Raw genomic sequence first — 16,387 nt, 5'->3', positions numbered from 1 at the left:
GACAGCAGCAATGGCTCCGAAGGATATTGATCGCCGAACCATATTGAAGTCATGCGGCGTGCTCGCGATGTCGGTCGCGGCGGTGGGGCAGCCGGGCCGTGCGGAAGCGCAAGTTCAGGTCGCGCCTCAACTTGGACCGCCGTCCATTGCCACGCGTTTGACGGTCAACGGCCAGGAGGTCGCGTTCGACCTCGACGCCCGCACAACGCTGCTCGACGTGCTGCGGGAGCACCTCGACCTTACCGGAACCAAAAAGGGCTGTGATCAGGGGCAGTGCGGAGCCTGCACGGTTCATGTCAACGGGCGTCGTGTGAACAGCTGCCTCACGCTCGCGGCCATGCACGATGGCGATACGGTCACGACCATCGAGGGACTGGCATCGCCGTCCGGCCTGCATCCGCTTCAGCGCGCCTTCATCGAGCGCGATGGGTTCCAATGCGGCTACTGCACGCCGGGCCAGATCATGGCGGCGGCGGCCATGCTGGAGGAGGCGCGGCGCGGCGCGCCGAGCCACGCGACAGCGGACCTGACGGCGGTCTTGTCGCTTACCGACGCCGAGATAAGCGAGCGCATGAGCGGGAACATTTGCCGCTGCGCGGCCTACCCGAACATTGTGGCCGCCATCCGTGATGCGGCTGAAGGAGGAGCAGCATGAGGGCCTTCAGCTACGAGCGCGCCGCGAGCCCGGCTGCTGCCGCGAAGGCGGTTGCCGAGCGGCCAGGCGCCAGATTTATCGCCGGCGGCACCAACCTCCTCGACCTGATGAAGCTCGGTATCGAGACACCGACCCACCTGGTGGACGTGAACCGGATCGGGCTGGATGCCATCGCTCCAACATCCGACGGCGGCCTCCGGATCGGCGCCCTGGTGCGCAACGCGGATCTTGCGGCCGATCCACGGATCAGGCGCGACTATGGGGTGCTCGCCCGGGCATTGCTGGCAGGCGCCTCAGGCCAACTCCGCAACCGCGCCACCACTGCCGGAAACCTGCTGCAGCGTACGCGCTGCCCCTACTTCTATGAGACGGCGATGCCTTGCAACAAGCGGCGACCCGGCTCCGGCTGTGCGGCGTTGGAAGGGTTCAGCCGCTCCAACGCCGTGCTGGGTGCGAGCGACGCCTGCATTGCCACCCACCCGTCTGACATGGCCGTGGCCATGCGGGCGCTCGACGCGAGGGTGGAAACCGTGTCCCCCGACGGATCGTCGCGCACCGTTCCCATTGCCGACCTGCACCGGCTGCCTGGTGACGAGCCTGCCCAAGAGACCGTTCTGCAGCAGGGCGAGCTCATCACCGCCGTCGCGCTGCCGCCGCCAATCCAGGGTCTCCACCTTTACCGCAAGGTGCGCGAGCGCGCCTCATACGCCTTCGCCACGGTGTCGCTTGCGGCCGTGCTGGTGCGCGGCCGCGACGGGCAGGTCGAGACCGGCCGATTTGCCTTTGGCGGGCTCGCCCACAAGCCGTGGCGGGTGGAGGCCGCGGAACGCGAGGTCGCCAGGGGTCCGGCTGCCGTGTCCGACCTCGTCCTGGCTGGCGCCAGGACCACCAGTCACAACGCGTTCAAGCCGACCCTGGCGCGCCGCCTGTTGGCAGCCGCGATGGCCGAAGCCGCGAAGGAGTGAATACGATGATCGGACGGGCAGTCAGCCGCGTGGACGGGCCTCTCAAGGTGACGGGAGGCGCGCGCTATGCCTACGAGCGCCAGGACTTCGGTCGGGCGGCCGTGGGCTTCATCCTGGGTGCCTCGGTCGCCAAGGGCCGAATAGTACGCCTGGACACGGCTGCGGCTGAGCGGGCGCCTGGAGTCCTGCACGTGATGACCCACTGGAACGCACCAGCCCAGGGGCCGCGCGACGGTAGCCTGCCGGACCAATTCGGCCGGCCCTGGCCGGTCCTGCAAGGCGAGCGGGTGTCATGGTTCGGCCAGCCTGTGGCGCTCGTGGTGGCCGAGACGTTCGAGCAGGCCCGCAGCGCCGCCGCGCTCATCGACGCTGCCTATGAAACCGAGGCGGGCGCCTTCGACCTGGCCTCTCACGCCCACCTCGCCTACGCGCCGCGCACAGCCGCCGTTGGGCTGGCGACGGACTCCGTTCTGGGTGACCTCGACGCCGCAATGGCATCGGCTGACGTCACCATCGACCAAAACTACACAACGCCCGCCCATTTCGCGCAACCGATGGAGCCGCAGTCCTGCCTGGCGCACTGGGTCGGCGACGACCTCCATGTGCGGCCGTCAGCGCAGGGCGTAGCGGGCGCCCGCATGGCTCTCGCGCGCACCATCCGCATCCCGCGCGAGCGGGTTCACGTCGACACCGCCTTCGTCGGTGGTGGCTTCGGCTCCAAGCTGCGGGTGCACGAGGAGGCGGTGTTTGCTGCGCTTGCGGCGCGCGTGATTGCCAGGGCAGTCAAGGTGGCGCAGACGCGACGTCAGGTATTCACCATCACCGGGCGACGGCCGGAGACGATCCAGCGGGTCCGCCTGGCTGCCAGCCGCGATGGCAGGCTCACCGGCGTCGGGCACGACGTCAACATGCAGGGCACCAGCCGCGAGGAGTTCGTCGAGCAGACGGCGACGGTGCTACGGTCGCTCTACGCAGCGCCCAACCGCCTGACCCGCCATCGCGTGACCGACCTGGACGTCGGATTGGGTGAGGCCGTGCGCGGACCGGGTGAACTGCCGGGCCTGCTCGCCGTCGAGTCGGCAATGGATGAACTGGCCCACGAGCTGGGCCTGGACCCGATAGAGCTGCGGATCCTGAACGAGCCTGAGCGCGACCCGGAGCGAAATGTTCCTTTTTCTGAACGTCGCCTGGTTGAATGCATGCGTGAAGGTGCCGCCCGCTTTGGGTGGTCTGCGCGCGCGGCGCGCCCAGGCTCACGCCGGGAGGGAGATGAATTGATCGGGATCGGCATGGCGGCCGCCATCCGAATGCACTTCCAGGGCGCAACGCGCGCAGCGGTCCATATGGGGCGGGACGGACGTGTCGTGGTCCGCTCTGACATGACCGACATTGGCACCGGCACATACACCATTCTTGCCCAGGTAGCCGCCGACGCTCTCGGCGTTCCGCTCGCCCGGGTGACCGTCGAACTCGCGCGGTCGGACCTGCCGCCGAGCCCGGGCTCAGGCGGTTCCTGGGGGGCGTCCAACAGCAGCAACGCGGTCCACCGAGCCTGCGAGTCGTTGAAGGAGAAGGTGTTCGGCTCGTCCAATGCCTCCGGTTTCGGGAGAGCTGACCTCACCAGCGTGGTGTCCCGGCGCTTCCCGGATGGTGTGGAGGGCGAAGGTTCGATCGTCGGCATGGCCGACGACCCGAATTACAGGAACTTCTCGCAGCATACCTACGGGGCGAGCTTTGCCGAGGTCGCCGTCAACACCGTCACAGGCGAGGTTCGGTTGCGTCGAATGCTTGGAGTGTTCGCGGCAGGCCGGATCATCAATTCAAAGACCACTCGCTCGCAACTCCTTGGCGGTATGATCTGGGGCGTCAGCTCGGCGCTGCACGAGGCGGCGCATGTGGACCCGCGCTACGGCAACGTCGTGAATGGCGACTTGGCTGAGTATGTCGTGCCCGTCCACGCGGATATCCCTGCAGCACTTGAGGCGGTGCTACTGGACGGTATCGACGACAAGGCCAATCCCTTGGGTATGAAGGGCGTGGGCGAACTTGGGGTCTGCGGGACCGGCGCTGCGGTAGCCAATGCGGTGTTCAACGCCACGGGTGTAAGAGTGCGCGACTTCCCGATAACCATGGACAAGCTGCTTGCGGCCTTGCCACCCGCGTTTTGACCCGGCACCACCGAGGGCAGCATCACCAAGCTCAAGCTCGTGCGGCGCCAGATGTAGGACCGCGGTAAGCTTGATCTGCTGCGCGCTAGGTTGTTCGTCCCAGCATGAACACGCGTCAACACGGAAACAGCGACAGAGCCCGTGTTCCATGCCTATCCAAACCCTTGACCAGCTGCCCGCATCATCGCCACGAGTTGGGCAGCGCTCGCTATCTCGGTCGAACAGCACGAAGATAGCTTTTTCCCGCCAGCGTCATGGTGAGGCCCGCACACGGGCGTTCAAAAATCAGGGTTCTAATCGGCCGTTCTAAATTCGGGATGTTCCTGCTGAGCGTTGCTTGCTTGATGTCGGGAGCGCGGGCCGCCTGGTAAGAGCTCCCATGATCTGCCGCAGCAATCGCGAAGCTGGCGGATGTCAAACGGCTCGCTAAGTGCCAGAAGATCGCTTGCTAATGCACGAGCGCGTTCAGCGAGCAACAATGACCACGTCAGCCTCGGTTCCCGTTGATTCAGCATCACCGCAGCAGCGTGGATTCCTCATGGGGCCGTAGGTGCACAAGTAGCTTAGAATCGTCCCAGAGCTTTAAGGCTCGCTCCTCATCGTAAGAAATTACCGATGATCGTGTCTCGATCAGTCGACCGTTGTTTGACTGAAGATATTTCCCTGATGGTTCTGCGAAGGCGGGATCGGCAGCGAGACGAGCAAGCGAGGCTCCTGAGAATTCAATACTGCCCATGGTTATCCCAAGGCGTTTCTGAAATCGATTGAAGAAAGCCGTTCTCGACAGCCAGCGGACCGGTGTGGGCATGGCACGCAGGAACCCAGTGCCAGCGGTGCTGCCGGGATCGAACGCGATGGAAGTGATCGCGCTTCCCGACCGCCTCAGGCGCCTGTGGAGCTCATATGCCGTAAGTACATTGCACAGCTTCGATGTGGAATACCGTTTTCCAGCCGAGGTGGGCTTGCGACCTTCCTTGCCGTCGTTCGCGAGCATCACCGCGTCGGGCTCGATCGCGGCACCGACGAGCTTTCCGTCCACCGTGTCGGGGTCATGCGTGCCGCTGGCTGTGAACACCACGCGGCCGCGCTCGGCCACCCGGTCCATCAGCAGTTCGAGCAGAAGGAAGTGACCCAGGTGGTTGGTGGCAAAAGTCTCCTCGTAGCCGTCCAGCGAGTAGTTGAGGCCTTGTACGCGGGCACCAGCATTGCAGAGAATGGCCTGGAGAGAATCGACCGTCCCGTCGTCCAGCAAGGCATGACATCTGGCAGCAGCCGCCCGGACCGACGCCAATGAAGAGGTGTCCAGCTCAAGGGTACTCACCTTGACGCCGTATGTCCTTGCCAGTTCCAGCGCGACCGGTTCCACACGTTCCAGGCTGCGCCCGGCGAGCAGGAGATTGGTATGATAATTTGCGGCAAGATATTTGCTGCACTCCAGCCCAATCCCGCCATGGCCGCCCGTTATCAGAATTGTTGACATGCCTGCGTCTCCTTTTTTCTGGTGGCGATCAGCGTGCCGCTGCGGCCGTCGTTGCGAACCCAAGAAACTCAATGGCGAGGTGGAGCTTGTGCCCCTCGACCATTTCCTTGGGTGCTGTGGCAGGGAAACAGCAGCCCGCCTTCACGGCGAGGCCGCTTTCGATCGGCTTCATTTGCATGAACGCAGGGGCGTTGGCGTTCGTGCCGTCGACGAGGGTTTCTACCGCGCCAAACGCGAACGTATATGTCTCGTCCCGCTCTATAGGCACTACGAGATCGGGAACGGGTGAGAGGCGCATCTCGGATGGCCCACCATACATACCGAAGGTCTCGACACCTTGCAGTGTCTCGCCACGCTTCGTGATGAAGAAATGGTCGGGATGCAGCGCAGGATAGTCCGCAAGGAACGGCGTCTGCGTCTTCATGTTTTCGACAAACGCTTCGAAAGAAATGCCGGTGATCTCGATTTCGGCGACGCACGCTTGCAACGGCAATCCGTCCGATGCGGCGTTCATGTCGCGCCATCGCCGGTCGGACGCCAGCAATTGCTGCTTGAACAACATTCTGATGTCGTCGGCAGCGAGCGATCGGCGCACGGCGACCGAAACGGCGAAAGCCTCGTCAGCCCCAAGAAGGTTGATGTCGTCGTGGGACAGTGTCCGGCCATCGAACGCAACTTCGGCACCCGCCCGCTTCAACTCGTGCAGGACGTGGACGTCGCGATGATAGCGGATCGTCTGCAGCAGACCGAGCGAATAGGGCTGGCCGTCGATGCGGCATCGGAGGTGAAATCGCGCACGCTGTCACCCTTCTGCATCGGTGTTGATCGCGCTTGCGGAACCCGCACCCGCCTCGGCCAGCCAGGCCTCGGCGTCGGCGCCTGCAGCGACCCGAAATGGCGCGGTAGGATCGCTCGCAACCCTCCAGATCGCCTCTGCGACATCGGCGGCATGCGTGATCGGACCCGAATGGGCCTGCATGCCGGTCAAGATCCGCTCGACCAACTGTCCGTAGGCGGGATCGTCGCGACCCCGCAGATGCGCGAACGCATCTTTCCCGAACCGGGTCTCCGGTGCCCGCCCGGGATACACCAGATGCACGCGCACGCCGAAGGGCTTCACTTCCTCGGCAAGCGATTCGGTAAGGGCGTTCACCGCGGCCTTGCTGGCGCGGTACACACCGACAAGCGGCAGCGGCCTGAGCGTCGCGGACGAGCTGACGTTGACGATGACGCCCGAACGACGCTGCCGGAAGGCCGGGAGCACGGCCTGGATCATCAGGAGCGTGCCGAGGGTGTTGGTCTCGAACAAGGCGCGCGCCGTTGCCGGCTCGGTCAGTTCGATCGGTGATGGGACTCCGAAGCCGGCATTGTTTAAGAGGATGTCGATCGGCCCCGCCTCCTCGACGGCGCGTATGACGCTCGTGGGATTGGTCACATCGAGCCGCAGCGTGCGCAGACGCTTCGACGACGGCAGGGCGTTGCCGTCGGGTGACCGCATCGTCGCCACGACATCCCAGCCGCGATCGAGAAACAGTCGGGCGGTCTCCAGACCGAAGCCCGACGAGGAGCCGGTGATGAGGATGGTTGGCATGACTACTCCACTGCTTGTCGTCCCAGTGGATCTAGTCGCTATCCCCAAGACGTGGTACGTTCGGGCGTCCCTTAAACTTTGGCATTAGTCCTGTTATGGTCGTTGATCCGTTAGCCGAAGTCGTCACGCTGCTCCAACCGTCGATCCGTTTCTCAAAGCTTGTGGAATGTGCCGGCGGATGGAAAATCCATCGCGCGGGTACGGGCGATTCTTTCTACTGCGCGGTGCTGGACGGACGGTGCCGCATGACGGTGGACGGTCGGGCGTCGATGCTCCTGCAGGCAGGAGATTTCGTGCTTGTGCCCGCTATGCACGCCATCATCAGCGAGAGCTTGGACGCGCCTCCGGTCGAGACTACCACAGAGCCGGTCGAGATCGCCGAGGGACGCTTTCGTGTCGGCCGCGTCGATGTGCCGGCAGACCTCACGATGCGGATCGGACATTGTCGCTTCGCTTCGCCGGATGCGGATCTGCTCGTGCACCTGCTCCCCCGCGTCATCCTTGCGCGCGGCGAGCCTCGGCTTGCGACCCTGATGCAGTTGGTGGGGGAGGAGACCCTCGCACGGCGCCCGGCGCGCGAAGTCGTCCTCGAACGGCTGCTCGAACTGGTGCTCATCGAAGCGGTGCGAAGCGGGGACGCGACGATGTCGGCGCCCGGCTTGGTGCAAGGGCTTGCAGACCAGCGTCTCGCCGCTGCGCTGCGCGCCCTCCATGCGTGCCCCGAACGCGCCTGGACGGTCGCGGACCTTGCCGATGAGGCCGCGTTGTCGCGCTCGGCCTTCTTCGCCCGGTTCAGCCGGATCGTCGGCCTGCCGCCGATGGAATATCTGCTGGCCTGGCGGATGGCGCTGGCCAAGCGCCTGCTATGCGATCGCGAACTCGGGGTGGACCAGGTTGCCGAACGCGTCGGCTACAGTTCGGCGAGCACTTTCAGCGTCGCCTTCGGCCGATCTACCGGTCTGTCCCCGGCCCGCTATGGTCGGGCGCATAAGGCGGCCTAGGTGAGCCCCACCGACCGAGCCGAAAGCGTCGCTATTCGGTCGCCCATCTAATTCTTCACGGCCGGGTGGGCGAGCGGCGTCACAACTCGTTCAGCGTCGCAAAGGCCGTGTCGAGCCGGCCCTCCTCCCCGTCGATGCGCTGGAACAGGACCCGCTCTACCATAACCTCGGCCGGGGTTGGCTCCGCCGTCAGCAGCGCGAGCGCCTCATCGGCAAAGGCGTCGAGAGGCAGAAAGCCCTCGCGCGTTTCTTGGCCCGGTGTCAGGCCGGTCTGCACCACCGGCGGCGCCGGTTTGATGACTTCGACCTTGCCCTTCAGCACCGCGCGCAGCGCGACCGTGTAGGAGTGGAGCGCCGCCTCGGTGGCATTGTAGGTCGGCGCCTGGATCAGCGGCAAATAGGCCAAGCTCGGGGTACACCTGGTGCTGCGGCGCAGCCTGCTGGTGGCACACGACCTGCTGCGCGCCACGGTCGCGCTGGCGCTGCCTTCGTGACTGAGATCTGGCAGATCTATGAGCTGATCTTCGTTTTGCAGACTGGCTCGGCCGTCTTTACGCCGACCTTCCAAGCGGCCATCCCCGACATGGACTTGCTTCGGTTTAGTGGAGAGGCGTTGGATCAGTTGGTGGCCATCTTCTCGAACTGGGCCGGGCTTGTGAAGTCGAGCGCGGAGTGGCGCCGGACAGGGTTGTAGAAACCATCGATGTAGCGGCCGATGGCCTGTTCGGCGTCTCGGTGTTGATTGCCACTGAGAGCCGGGTTCTCCCGCATTTCCCGTGCTGCTGTTCGATGTCATGTGGCATGGAGGACGCGGGCGCGGAGGAGTTCGAAGCCCGCGTGGCCGTACATGGTACGCTTGATCATCTTGAGCCGGTTGATCTGCCCTTCGACAGGGCTGGTACTCCAGGGCAGATCAAGTGCGGCTTGCACAGCCGCGATGTCTTTGCGCAACTCGGCGACGAAGCTTGCGAGAGGGGTGGCGGCAGCGTCGTCCAGCGCCTCATCGAGCCTGTCGTCACTTTGCCGCCGCAGCAGGCGGATGATGCGCTTTGCGGCACCTATCGTTGCCTGCAGCGCCGGTGCTTTCTCCAGCAGGCGTGTGACGAATGTACGGTCTGGGTCGGCTAGCAACTCGCTGCCTGCCATGAGCAGGCGCGTCGTGCGTCGAAATGGCGGCTGCTGCCAGCTCTGCCCTCCGGCTGCTCCGGCCGGCGATGCTGCAGGCTCGTGCCGACGCCGCTCGGTAGCCCAGGCCCTGACAACGGAGGGACGACCTGCAAAGCCAGCGCGCACCAGTTCCCGCCACAGCCGGGCCGCGTTGCGGCAGCCCTCCGCCCAGCGCCGCTCAAGGGTGGCGTGGTATCGGTCAAGGATGCTGCCTCGTCGCGGCATGCGCCAGCTTGGGGCAGCTCCGGCCCGCAGCCAGCGACGGAGCGTCTTGCGATCGGCGCCAAGCTGGCGGGCCACGTAGCTGATAGATGCGCCAGCCGCGTGCATTCGGGCGGCTTCCTCGTAGCGCGCCTGCCGCCACGACTGTCCGGACGCTTTGCGCTGCTGGGCCGCGGAGGGAATGGCCAGGGTGGCAACAGCTGCCGCCGTTCTGATGACGCCATCAGCCACCACGTCCCTCCCGACCCGTCGAATGATAGCATGGTGGCGCTCCACCACCGCCTGGACGGCATCGCCGAGGTTGCGGAGCAGATGCCAGCGGTCGGCAACCTGCACAGCGCTGGGCGCGCCCTGGCGAGCGCCATCGGCATAGGCGCAGGCCCGGTCGCGGGCGATGACCTCGATGCCAGGATGCCGGCGCAGCCAGCCACTCAGGGTCTCTGCCTGCCGGTCGGGCAGGAGATCGAGCACCCGATTGCGCTCCAGGTCGACGAGGATGGTTCCGTAGCGGTGGCCGCGGCGCCACGCCCAGTCATCCACCCCGAGTACGCGCACCGGCAGCCTGGTCTCCGGTGGCAGGCTTTGCCGGCGGGCCATGCGGATCAGCGTGTCGGCGCTGATGGTGATGGCCAGCCGCGCCGCGAGCCGTGCGCCGGCCTCACCGCCCAGGGCGAGGCCGAGATGGCGTTGCAGATCGGCCAGCCGCAGGGTGCGGCGTGCCGCAGTGGCGGCGCCCTCAGCCAGGCGTTCGGCAAAAGTTTGACGCCGACACTCTGGATTGCGGCATCGCAGGCGCCGCGCCTGGATCAGCAGGGTCACCGGGTGACCCTGCCAGGGTAGGTCCTGCAGGCGGCGGTCATACCGGCTGTGTACCGCTGCCGACGGAACGCCACAGTCCGGACAGGCCGCTGTTCTGCCGCGAGAGGCAGCCACGATGATGAGGCCGCCTGCTGCCGGCAGGATCTGCCGGACCAGCAAGCCTGTTGGGATAAGAGGCAGCAGATGCTTGGGCATGGCGGTTTTCACTTGGCGGCGACGGCGCCTCATCTGCGTCTCAGGCGCTGTGCCTGCCAGCCAGCAGCACGGGAAATGCGGGAGAACCCGGTTCTCAGTGGCAATCAACACCTCACCTTCGACCTCAGCCAGATCGACCTCGAGCGTCTTCGGGATGAGTTTGCGAAGAAGGTTCGCCGCAAAGCAACCGCACTCCAGGACATCAGGGATGTCGTCGAGCAGAAGCTCGCGGAAATGCTGGCACGAAATCCCATGCGCATGGATTACCAGCGAAAGTACGAGGAGATCGTCGCGGACTACAATCGCGAGAAGGATCGCACGACGATCGAGGATACGTTCCGCCGACTCGTCGAGCTGGTGAACAACCTGGACGAGGAGCAGATGCGCGCGACTCGCGAAGGCCTCCAGCAAGATGAGCTCGCTCTCTTCGATCTCCTGCAGAAGGAGGGCCTGGACAAGGCCGCGCGCGAGCGGGTGAAGCAGGCAAGCCGGGATCTGCTCGCGGCGATCAAGGCCCGGCTTAGTGAACTCGATCGCTTCTGGGAGAAGGAGCAGACGAAGGCCGAGGTCGAAGTCTTCATCCTCGACGATGTCTTTGCGAAGCTGCCGACGCCGCCCTTCACGGCGGAGGAGAAGAAGCGGGTCGCGACCAATGTCTATGCTCACGTCTGGCAACAGGCAATGAATGGCCAGTTTGCGAGGGCGGCATAGCGATGTCGGTTAGCGCCCCGCTCGCGGCTTCTCCCGAGGCGACCTGAACGATGTCGGCGGCGCTGCCGCAGCTTGCGGCCCTGCCCGAATGGACGGACCTGCGGCAAAAGAGTGGCCTCGATCCGCTCGGCATGCAGGCCGCTTCCATCAATCTCTACCAGCGGCTCGTTCCCGGCATCAGTAATGTCACCCTCCGTATCCGCTACTACGGGTTCTATGCGTGGCTCTGCCGCACCTATGCGGAGCGGATCGGTGACACAGGCCTGGAGACCTGGAAGCAAACGGTCCGGCGAGCAGAGGCCTTGCTCGCGCTCGTCGCCGCCAATGCCGTCAACGAAGATGGCAATGGTGGTGTGGCGGGTGTTCTCTGGGCCGGTCGCCGTCTCGGCGAGCATGGCGAGGGCCTGATCGACTTCAGGCCGGACACCGATCCGGGCGGCGCCGGCACGCCTTACCTGAAGCAGGCGTGGGGTGCCTACGGGGCTGCCTATGCCAGTCAGCTCTACGAGGCAGGCGTTTTCGGAGAAGCCGATCAGCACGAAATTCCAGTACCGGCGCCGGGCCTTGGCGACGTGCTCGCAGACGGATTCGCTGAGGCGATCGGTCCCTTAGCCGACGTATTCTTTGCCTTCGCGCAGGAGGGCCGCGTCAGCAAGACCGATCTCGCGGCTCTGAGGCCGGTTCTCCCGTCGGGCATCGGAGAAAGCACTGCTGAGCGAGAAGCCTATCAGCGGCTCCTCTTCGCCGCTTTCGAGGATCCGACGCCCAGCGACATCGCGCGCCAGCGCTCCCTCCGGCTTGCTCTCCGGCTCACGGGCGCGATCGACAGCGAAGCGAGCGCGGATGCCCTTCGCTGGGCATGTTATGCAGGAGCTACGCCCAGCGGACAGCCGATTGCCCATCTTGGCGACGAGCTAGAGGCGCATCGGTGGCGCTGGTGGGCCTACCAGGCTGGCGATCTTGGCCGCATCGCCTTTGAGGCTCTGCTGAAGTGGCTTCTCGACACCGTCGAATCGCATACCACAGGGATTGAGCCGGGGCGTGCGGTTGCCGAGGCCGTAGACGCGCTCGATGCTGCGGGCGCGGGATGGCCGCGGACGTGGCGGCAGCTGGTCGCTGCGTTGCCGACGGCCGCGAATTCACAGTCGCGCGCGGAACGGAGATCGGAGCGCGCCCTTTCCGAGGCCGTCTTGGATGCGGGGAGGAGCGAAGAGCGAGCAGACGTCGCCAGCGCTCGGGCTGCTATCGAGTTGCTGGCTGTATTGCACCAGCGCTGCGCGCCGAGCCGCGCTTTGCTCGCGGCGGAGCTCGGTGGCGAGGGGATCGATGGCGCGGCCTTCCGGTCGCTCGCATCTGAGCTGGCCTTCCTAGACGCCCGCCAGGATGCGCCCCTCGACCAGACTCTGGTCCAGCTCATGCGAGAGCGCGTGCTGGATCGGCATCTCTGGGTCGCCATGCAAAAGCTGCGACATCAGGGCGACTACACCTTCCTGCTTGAGGCCGACGACGGGAAGATCCGCGTGCGCGCAAAAGACGGCCCGGTGCTGACGAATCCCAGGCTCGGCAATGCTCTTACGTTTCTGCGCGACATCCACCTCCTAGGTCCTTCCGGGCTGACCGAGCTCGGACGCGAGCTGGCGGCGGCGACATGAGGCTCTACGAGCGCCTGGGAGACACAGGGTACCACACGGCGATCATCAGCAGCTTTGGGATCGACTTCGAGGCGTTCGAGACGATCGCGCTGAGCAGGCTCCGCGGCGCAGGCTGTCGCAACGTCGTGCTCATCGCCGATGCGGCGATGGTGGGACTGGCGCTAAATGGCGGCTCGCCCCCGCCGCGCTCTGCTGGCGCGCACTACCTGCTTGTGAAGGCGTCGGCGAGCGGCGGCGTGTTTCATCCCAAGATTTTCCACCAGCTAGGCCGCAAGGGTGGGCGGATGATCGTCGCCTCGGCTAACGCAACGGGTGCTGGATTGGCAGGGAATCTGGAGCTTGCGAGCCTCATCGAGTGTGGAGGGGAGGATTCCGGCGAGCAACGCCTCATCGCCGCTGGATGGGCGTTCCTGAGGCGCTTCCTCGATGAGCGGCAGCAGGCTGTGGCGGACAAGATGGACTGGGCTCGGGCCCGGACGCCCTGGCTCTTGCGTGCACGCCCAGCAGAAGGCCTTGAGACGCTAGTGGACGGCACTCAAGCGGCATTTATCGCGTCCGGCGTCTCCGGGGGGATCGGCGCCCGTTTTTGCCGGATGGTCGGAGATGTGTCCGCGGACCGGTTGATCGTGCTTTCGCCTTACTGGGATGAGAGGCTCGCCGCGCTCAGGCAGCTCCAGGAACGCCTCGACGCAGCGGACACGGCGGCGCTGATCGACACCGCCCAGGGCCTGTTCCCGACGGACGCGCTGCGGAACGGGCGCGCGGTCCGGGTGGGCGAGCTTGCCGGCTTCGATGAGCGACGCTTCCCGAAGCGCAACTCGCGGTTTGTCCATGCGAAGCTGATCGTCGCGACCACGGGAGATACCGATCACGTGCTGGTCGGCAGCGCGAACTGCACCCTGGCAGCTCTGGGGCGCGGAGACGAGCCCGGCATCAACGAGGAAGCGTGCCTCTATCGGCGTGTGCCTGCCGGCCGGGTCTTGGACGAGCTGGGCCTAACGGTGGTCGCAAATGGCGGGCGCACGGTGGATGTTGCCGACATCCCGGCCTACGACCCCGGGGAGGAGCTGCCGCTCGACGACGCGCGCGCCAGCGACCCCGGGACCTTCGAGGCCGTGTTCGACCGGTTGCGCTGGTGGCCGTCTTCGCCCGCGCTTGGGACTGACGTCGCTCGCGGGTCGGCCATTGTCGAGCTGATTGCCAACGACGACGCTATCTTCGATGTACCGCTCGAAGCTGCGGCTACCCCGGACACGTCTCCACTCGCATTCTCAATACCAGCCGGCGCGGCGCGTCCCAGGCTTGCCCGCGTCCGCTTCCAGGATGGCCGGCGTTCCGGAGCGGCAGTGGTCGCCTGCGTGGGCGAGCTGCGGTCGGAGACTCGCGAGCCGATGGGCTCCCGGGGCGAGAAGGCAGCTGCGGCGCTGGACGACGCGCAGGAGGAAGGTCTCTGGCTGCTAGAGATCCTCGACGATCTCGAAGCGGCCGACCGCGGTGCCGGAACTCATCCGCCGTCGGACGCCATGGTGCCGCGTGGGCCTCGCGTCCCGGATCGGGGGACAGGGCAGCCGCAGATGCTGGACTACGCCGCCTTCCTGGCCGGACGGCGGCGGCGGGTCGAGCCGGGCGAAAGGGAGCGGAACAGCTTGGCGGGGAGCGCTTCCTCCCGGGTGCGCGCGTTCCTGAACCGCGCACTTGGCGTGACGCTGGCCGGCGCCGAGGCAGAAAGTCGCCCGGATGATGATCGTGAAATCCTGAGGGCGCTCGATACCGGTGACGAGGTTTCCGACGGCGCCTCCGCTATCGAAGGTGGGCTGGAACTCGGACAGACGGCGGGGCTACGCGCCAAGACCGCGCATCCGGCACTGCGGCGTTTGGCTGACGCGCGGGCGTTCGGCGATGCTGTGAACGCCTTCGGCAAGCGCATAGTCGACGCGAAGGAGATCGGCGCGAAGGATCTTCTTCGCCTGCGCGCTTTGCTGACAGCAATCGCGATCGCCGGCTTCGGCGAGGCGACGCGGAAACCGACTGCTGTCCAAGTGCTACCTACAGCGGCAAGTGGCTCTGCAGAGGCCTGGCCGCGCCTTATGGGACGTGCGCTCAATGCCTTTTTTGGCGGACGCGAACCCGCGGTGCGGCGGTTGGAGCTCGAGGCGGTCCATGACCGTCTGCCGACCGACGTCCTGGAAACTTGGGCGACGTGCATATGGGCCGGTGAGACGGCCCTAGCGGCTTCCCGTTGCGTGCCGTCTCTATCAGCACTCGTTCCCATTCTGGAGCGGCTCGTAGCACAGATGACCCTGTGGATCGCGCTGACGCCGGAGGAGCGTTCCTCCCGCGACTTCATCGCGGTGCGGGAGGCCCTGGACGCGCGCTTCCAAGAACGTCTGGGCCTAAGGCGGTCGCAAGTGACTCCGATCGGCAGGCGTACACCGATCGATGCTTGATTTGCAGTTCTGCTTGGGTGGCGCACGAAATCCGGACTGCCCGGCAACGTTGAATGTATAAGTCATTGCAAAAGCGACGTTTTTCGAGCCGTACTGGATCGGCGAAGTCAGGAGGTACGGAGAGAAATGGCCTCCGGAGAGCAATTTTCGGCAGCCTCCGCCTCGGGCTGGTCAACAGGTCCAGCCTGAAAACCCCAGGAAACCTGCCACTCAGCGCGGCGGTAGGTCTGAAGGAGAGCGGGACGCCGCAGGGAACTGGCGGAGCGGGTGAGATTCGAATTTACGGTGCGGCGCCTGGTCAAGACCTCGGCGCCGAAGCGAAGTTCTTAGTTCTCGGGGCTGGAACCCACAGGCTCTTCACCCACCGCCACCGCCTGCACTGCCGGCTAGGACTACCTGTTGGGCGCGCCGCCAGCCGCGCCCTGACCTTCGGGCGTGGCACGCAGGCGGGCCAGTTCGGCCTCCAGGGCAGCGAGCGCCTGACGCCGCTGGGCGACCTGCTGCTCCAGTTCCGCCGCTTCGGCCCGCAGGCGTTCCAGCCCACTGCCGACACCGCAGGTTTGCCCATCGCTGCCTCCTACCACCATTCCCATGATCTTGGGAATTTCGCGATCAGGACACTAGAGGCCCTTCACCTCACCGCCGCCGAATGCAGCGCCTGGCGGAGGACTACCTGCTCTGTGCGCCGGCCGCGCCCTGGCCTTCAGGCGTGGCACGCTGGCGGGCCAGTTCGGCTTCCAGGGCAGCGAGCGCCTGACGCCGCTGGGCGACCTGCTGCTCCAGTTCCGCCGCTTCGGCCCGCAGGCGCTCCAGCCCACTGCTCGCGACGTCGGCCTCCAGCGCCGTGGCACGACCCTCCAGGGCACGGACACGGGCGGTTGCTTCCTCGACACCGCGGCCTGCCTCGGCGCTGCGGGTCACCGCGGCCTCCGCTTCGGAGCGGCGGGCGGCAAGCTCGGTCTCGGCAGCGCTCGTCGCGTCGCGTAGCGATGCCAGCCGCTGTTCCGCCTCGCCCAGCGCCTGCTGCCGACCGGCCAGCGCCGCCTCGGCCTCGCTCACCTGGGTGCGCAGCGCCGTCGCGCGTCCCTCGACCTCGGTGGCGCGACGGGCTGCCTCGGCCGCACCTTGCTCCGCCGCGGCCAATCGGGTGTTCACCTCACCCAGCCGCGCATCTGCCTGAGCTATGGCATTCTGACGCGCCGCAAGCTCGGCCTCGGCGGCCGCGATCATGTCGCGAAGAGCCTGTGCCCGGCTCTCGGCACCCGCCAGCGCCGCCTGCTGCGTGGTCAGTGCCTCCTGCGCCCGGCCGGCCTC

At 66.0% G+C, this 16,387-nt stretch carries 16 protein-coding genes; 8 read left to right on the top strand and 8 right to left on the bottom strand.

Translation table 11 applies throughout. The annotated features are described in order from the left end of the window. Window positions 1-10: 10 nt before the first annotated feature. Genes D2K64_RS18455 through D2K64_RS18445 form a run of 3 tightly spaced genes read left to right on the top strand, consistent with a single transcriptional unit; the run spans window position 11 to window position 3,788 of the window. Entirely contained in the window at window positions 11-655 is a 645-nt protein-coding gene (locus D2K64_RS18455; protein WP_120009861.1) for a 2Fe-2S iron-sulfur cluster-binding protein, read from the top strand. Next, entirely contained in the window at window positions 652-1,620 is a 969-nt protein-coding gene (locus D2K64_RS18450) for an FAD binding domain-containing protein (RefSeq protein ID WP_120009860.1), read from the top strand. The genes D2K64_RS18455 and D2K64_RS18450 overlap by 4 nt, the downstream gene beginning before the upstream one ends. A 5-nt stretch (window positions 1,621-1,625) precedes the next feature. Then, entirely contained in the window at window positions 1,626-3,788 is a 2,163-nt protein-coding gene (locus D2K64_RS18445; protein WP_120009859.1) for a xanthine dehydrogenase family protein molybdopterin-binding subunit, read from the top strand. A gap of 208 nt (window positions 3,789-3,996) precedes the next feature. Here D2K64_RS18445 and D2K64_RS26225 read toward each other — a convergent pair whose 3' ends face one another. The 4 genes from D2K64_RS26225 to D2K64_RS18425 all read right to left on the bottom strand — a co-directional run bounded on the left by D2K64_RS26225 (window position 3,997) and on the right by D2K64_RS18425 (window position 6,859). Continuing rightward, window positions 3,997-4,206, bottom strand: a complete 210-nt coding sequence (locus D2K64_RS26225; protein ID WP_157985928.1) for a helix-turn-helix domain-containing protein — start codon at window positions 4,204-4,206, stop codon at window positions 3,997-3,999. Between the two features lie 96 nt (window positions 4,207-4,302). After that, window positions 4,303-5,268 carry an SDR family NAD(P)-dependent oxidoreductase gene (locus D2K64_RS18435; RefSeq protein ID WP_120009857.1) on the bottom strand — a complete coding sequence of 322 codons (966 nt, stop codon included), beginning with the start codon at window positions 5,266-5,268 and terminating at the stop codon, window positions 4,303-4,305. A 28-nt stretch (window positions 5,269-5,296) separates the two neighbouring features. Then, window positions 5,297-5,965, bottom strand: a complete 669-nt coding sequence (locus D2K64_RS18430; RefSeq protein WP_120009856.1) for a hypothetical protein — start codon at window positions 5,963-5,965, stop codon at window positions 5,297-5,299. A gap of 105 nt (window positions 5,966-6,070) precedes the next feature. Further along, the gene (locus tag D2K64_RS18425; RefSeq protein ID WP_120009855.1) at window positions 6,071-6,859 is read right to left on the bottom strand and encodes an SDR family oxidoreductase; all 789 of its coding nucleotides are present in this window, start codon (window positions 6,857-6,859) and stop codon (window positions 6,071-6,073) included. Window positions 6,860-6,954: 95 nt separating this feature from the next. Between D2K64_RS18425 and D2K64_RS18420 the strand changes: the two genes are divergently transcribed. Further along, on the top strand, window positions 6,955-7,860 hold the full coding sequence (locus D2K64_RS18420; RefSeq protein WP_120009854.1) for an AraC family transcriptional regulator: 906 nt from the start codon (window positions 6,955-6,957) through the stop codon (window positions 7,858-7,860). 79 nt (window positions 7,861-7,939) lie between these two features. Here D2K64_RS18420 and D2K64_RS18415 read toward each other — a convergent pair whose 3' ends face one another. Beyond that, window positions 7,940-8,266 carry a hypothetical protein gene (locus D2K64_RS18415; RefSeq protein WP_238384275.1) on the bottom strand — a complete coding sequence of 109 codons (327 nt, stop codon included), beginning with the start codon at window positions 8,264-8,266 and terminating at the stop codon, window positions 7,940-7,942. Between the two features lie 84 nt (window positions 8,267-8,350). Between D2K64_RS18415 and D2K64_RS26455 the strand changes: the two genes are divergently transcribed. Further along, window positions 8,351-8,554, top strand: a complete 204-nt coding sequence (locus D2K64_RS26455) for a hypothetical protein (RefSeq protein ID WP_274379313.1) — start codon at window positions 8,351-8,353, stop codon at window positions 8,552-8,554. Between the two features lie 98 nt (window positions 8,555-8,652). Here D2K64_RS26455 and D2K64_RS18405 read toward each other — a convergent pair whose 3' ends face one another. Further along, on the bottom strand, window positions 8,653-10,263 hold the full coding sequence (locus D2K64_RS18405; protein WP_238384274.1) for an ISL3 family transposase: 1,611 nt from the start codon (window positions 10,261-10,263) through the stop codon (window positions 8,653-8,655). A gap of 75 nt (window positions 10,264-10,338) precedes the next feature. On the opposite strand from D2K64_RS18405, the gene D2K64_RS18400 reads away from it, so the two are divergent. From D2K64_RS18400 to D2K64_RS18390, 3 genes are read left to right on the top strand one after another with little or no spacing between them, the layout of a single operon-like run. Further along, the gene (locus tag D2K64_RS18400) at window positions 10,339-10,974 is read left to right on the top strand and encodes a type I restriction enzyme endonuclease domain-containing protein (protein ID WP_202910736.1); all 636 of its coding nucleotides are present in this window, start codon (window positions 10,339-10,341) and stop codon (window positions 10,972-10,974) included. A 50-nt stretch (window positions 10,975-11,024) separates the two neighbouring features. Beyond that, window positions 11,025-12,626 carry a hypothetical protein gene (locus tag D2K64_RS18395; RefSeq protein WP_120009853.1) on the top strand — a complete coding sequence of 534 codons (1,602 nt, stop codon included), beginning with the start codon at window positions 11,025-11,027 and terminating at the stop codon, window positions 12,624-12,626. Further along, complete coding sequence (locus D2K64_RS18390) at window positions 12,623-15,073, top strand: phospholipase D-like domain-containing protein (protein WP_120009852.1); 2,451 nt, start codon at window positions 12,623-12,625, stop codon at window positions 15,071-15,073. The genes D2K64_RS18395 and D2K64_RS18390 overlap by 4 nt, the downstream gene beginning before the upstream one ends. A gap of 392 nt (window positions 15,074-15,465) precedes the next feature. Here D2K64_RS18390 and D2K64_RS18385 read toward each other — a convergent pair whose 3' ends face one another. Both D2K64_RS18385 and D2K64_RS18380 read right to left on the bottom strand, forming a co-directional pair. After that, complete coding sequence (locus D2K64_RS18385) at window positions 15,466-15,660, bottom strand: hypothetical protein (RefSeq protein ID WP_120009851.1); 195 nt, start codon at window positions 15,658-15,660, stop codon at window positions 15,466-15,468. 82 nt (window positions 15,661-15,742) lie between these two features. Next, a partial coding sequence (locus D2K64_RS18380; RefSeq protein WP_456316380.1) for a hypothetical protein occupies window positions 15,743-16,387 on the bottom strand: 645 nt, incomplete at its 5' end.

The organism is Teichococcus vastitatis, from assembly GCF_003604215.1.
GTDB classification, from domain to species: Bacteria; Pseudomonadota; Alphaproteobacteria; order Acetobacterales; family Acetobacteraceae; genus Pseudoroseomonas; species Pseudoroseomonas vastitatis.
This window is presented reverse-complemented; position numbering and strand designations above follow the sequence as displayed.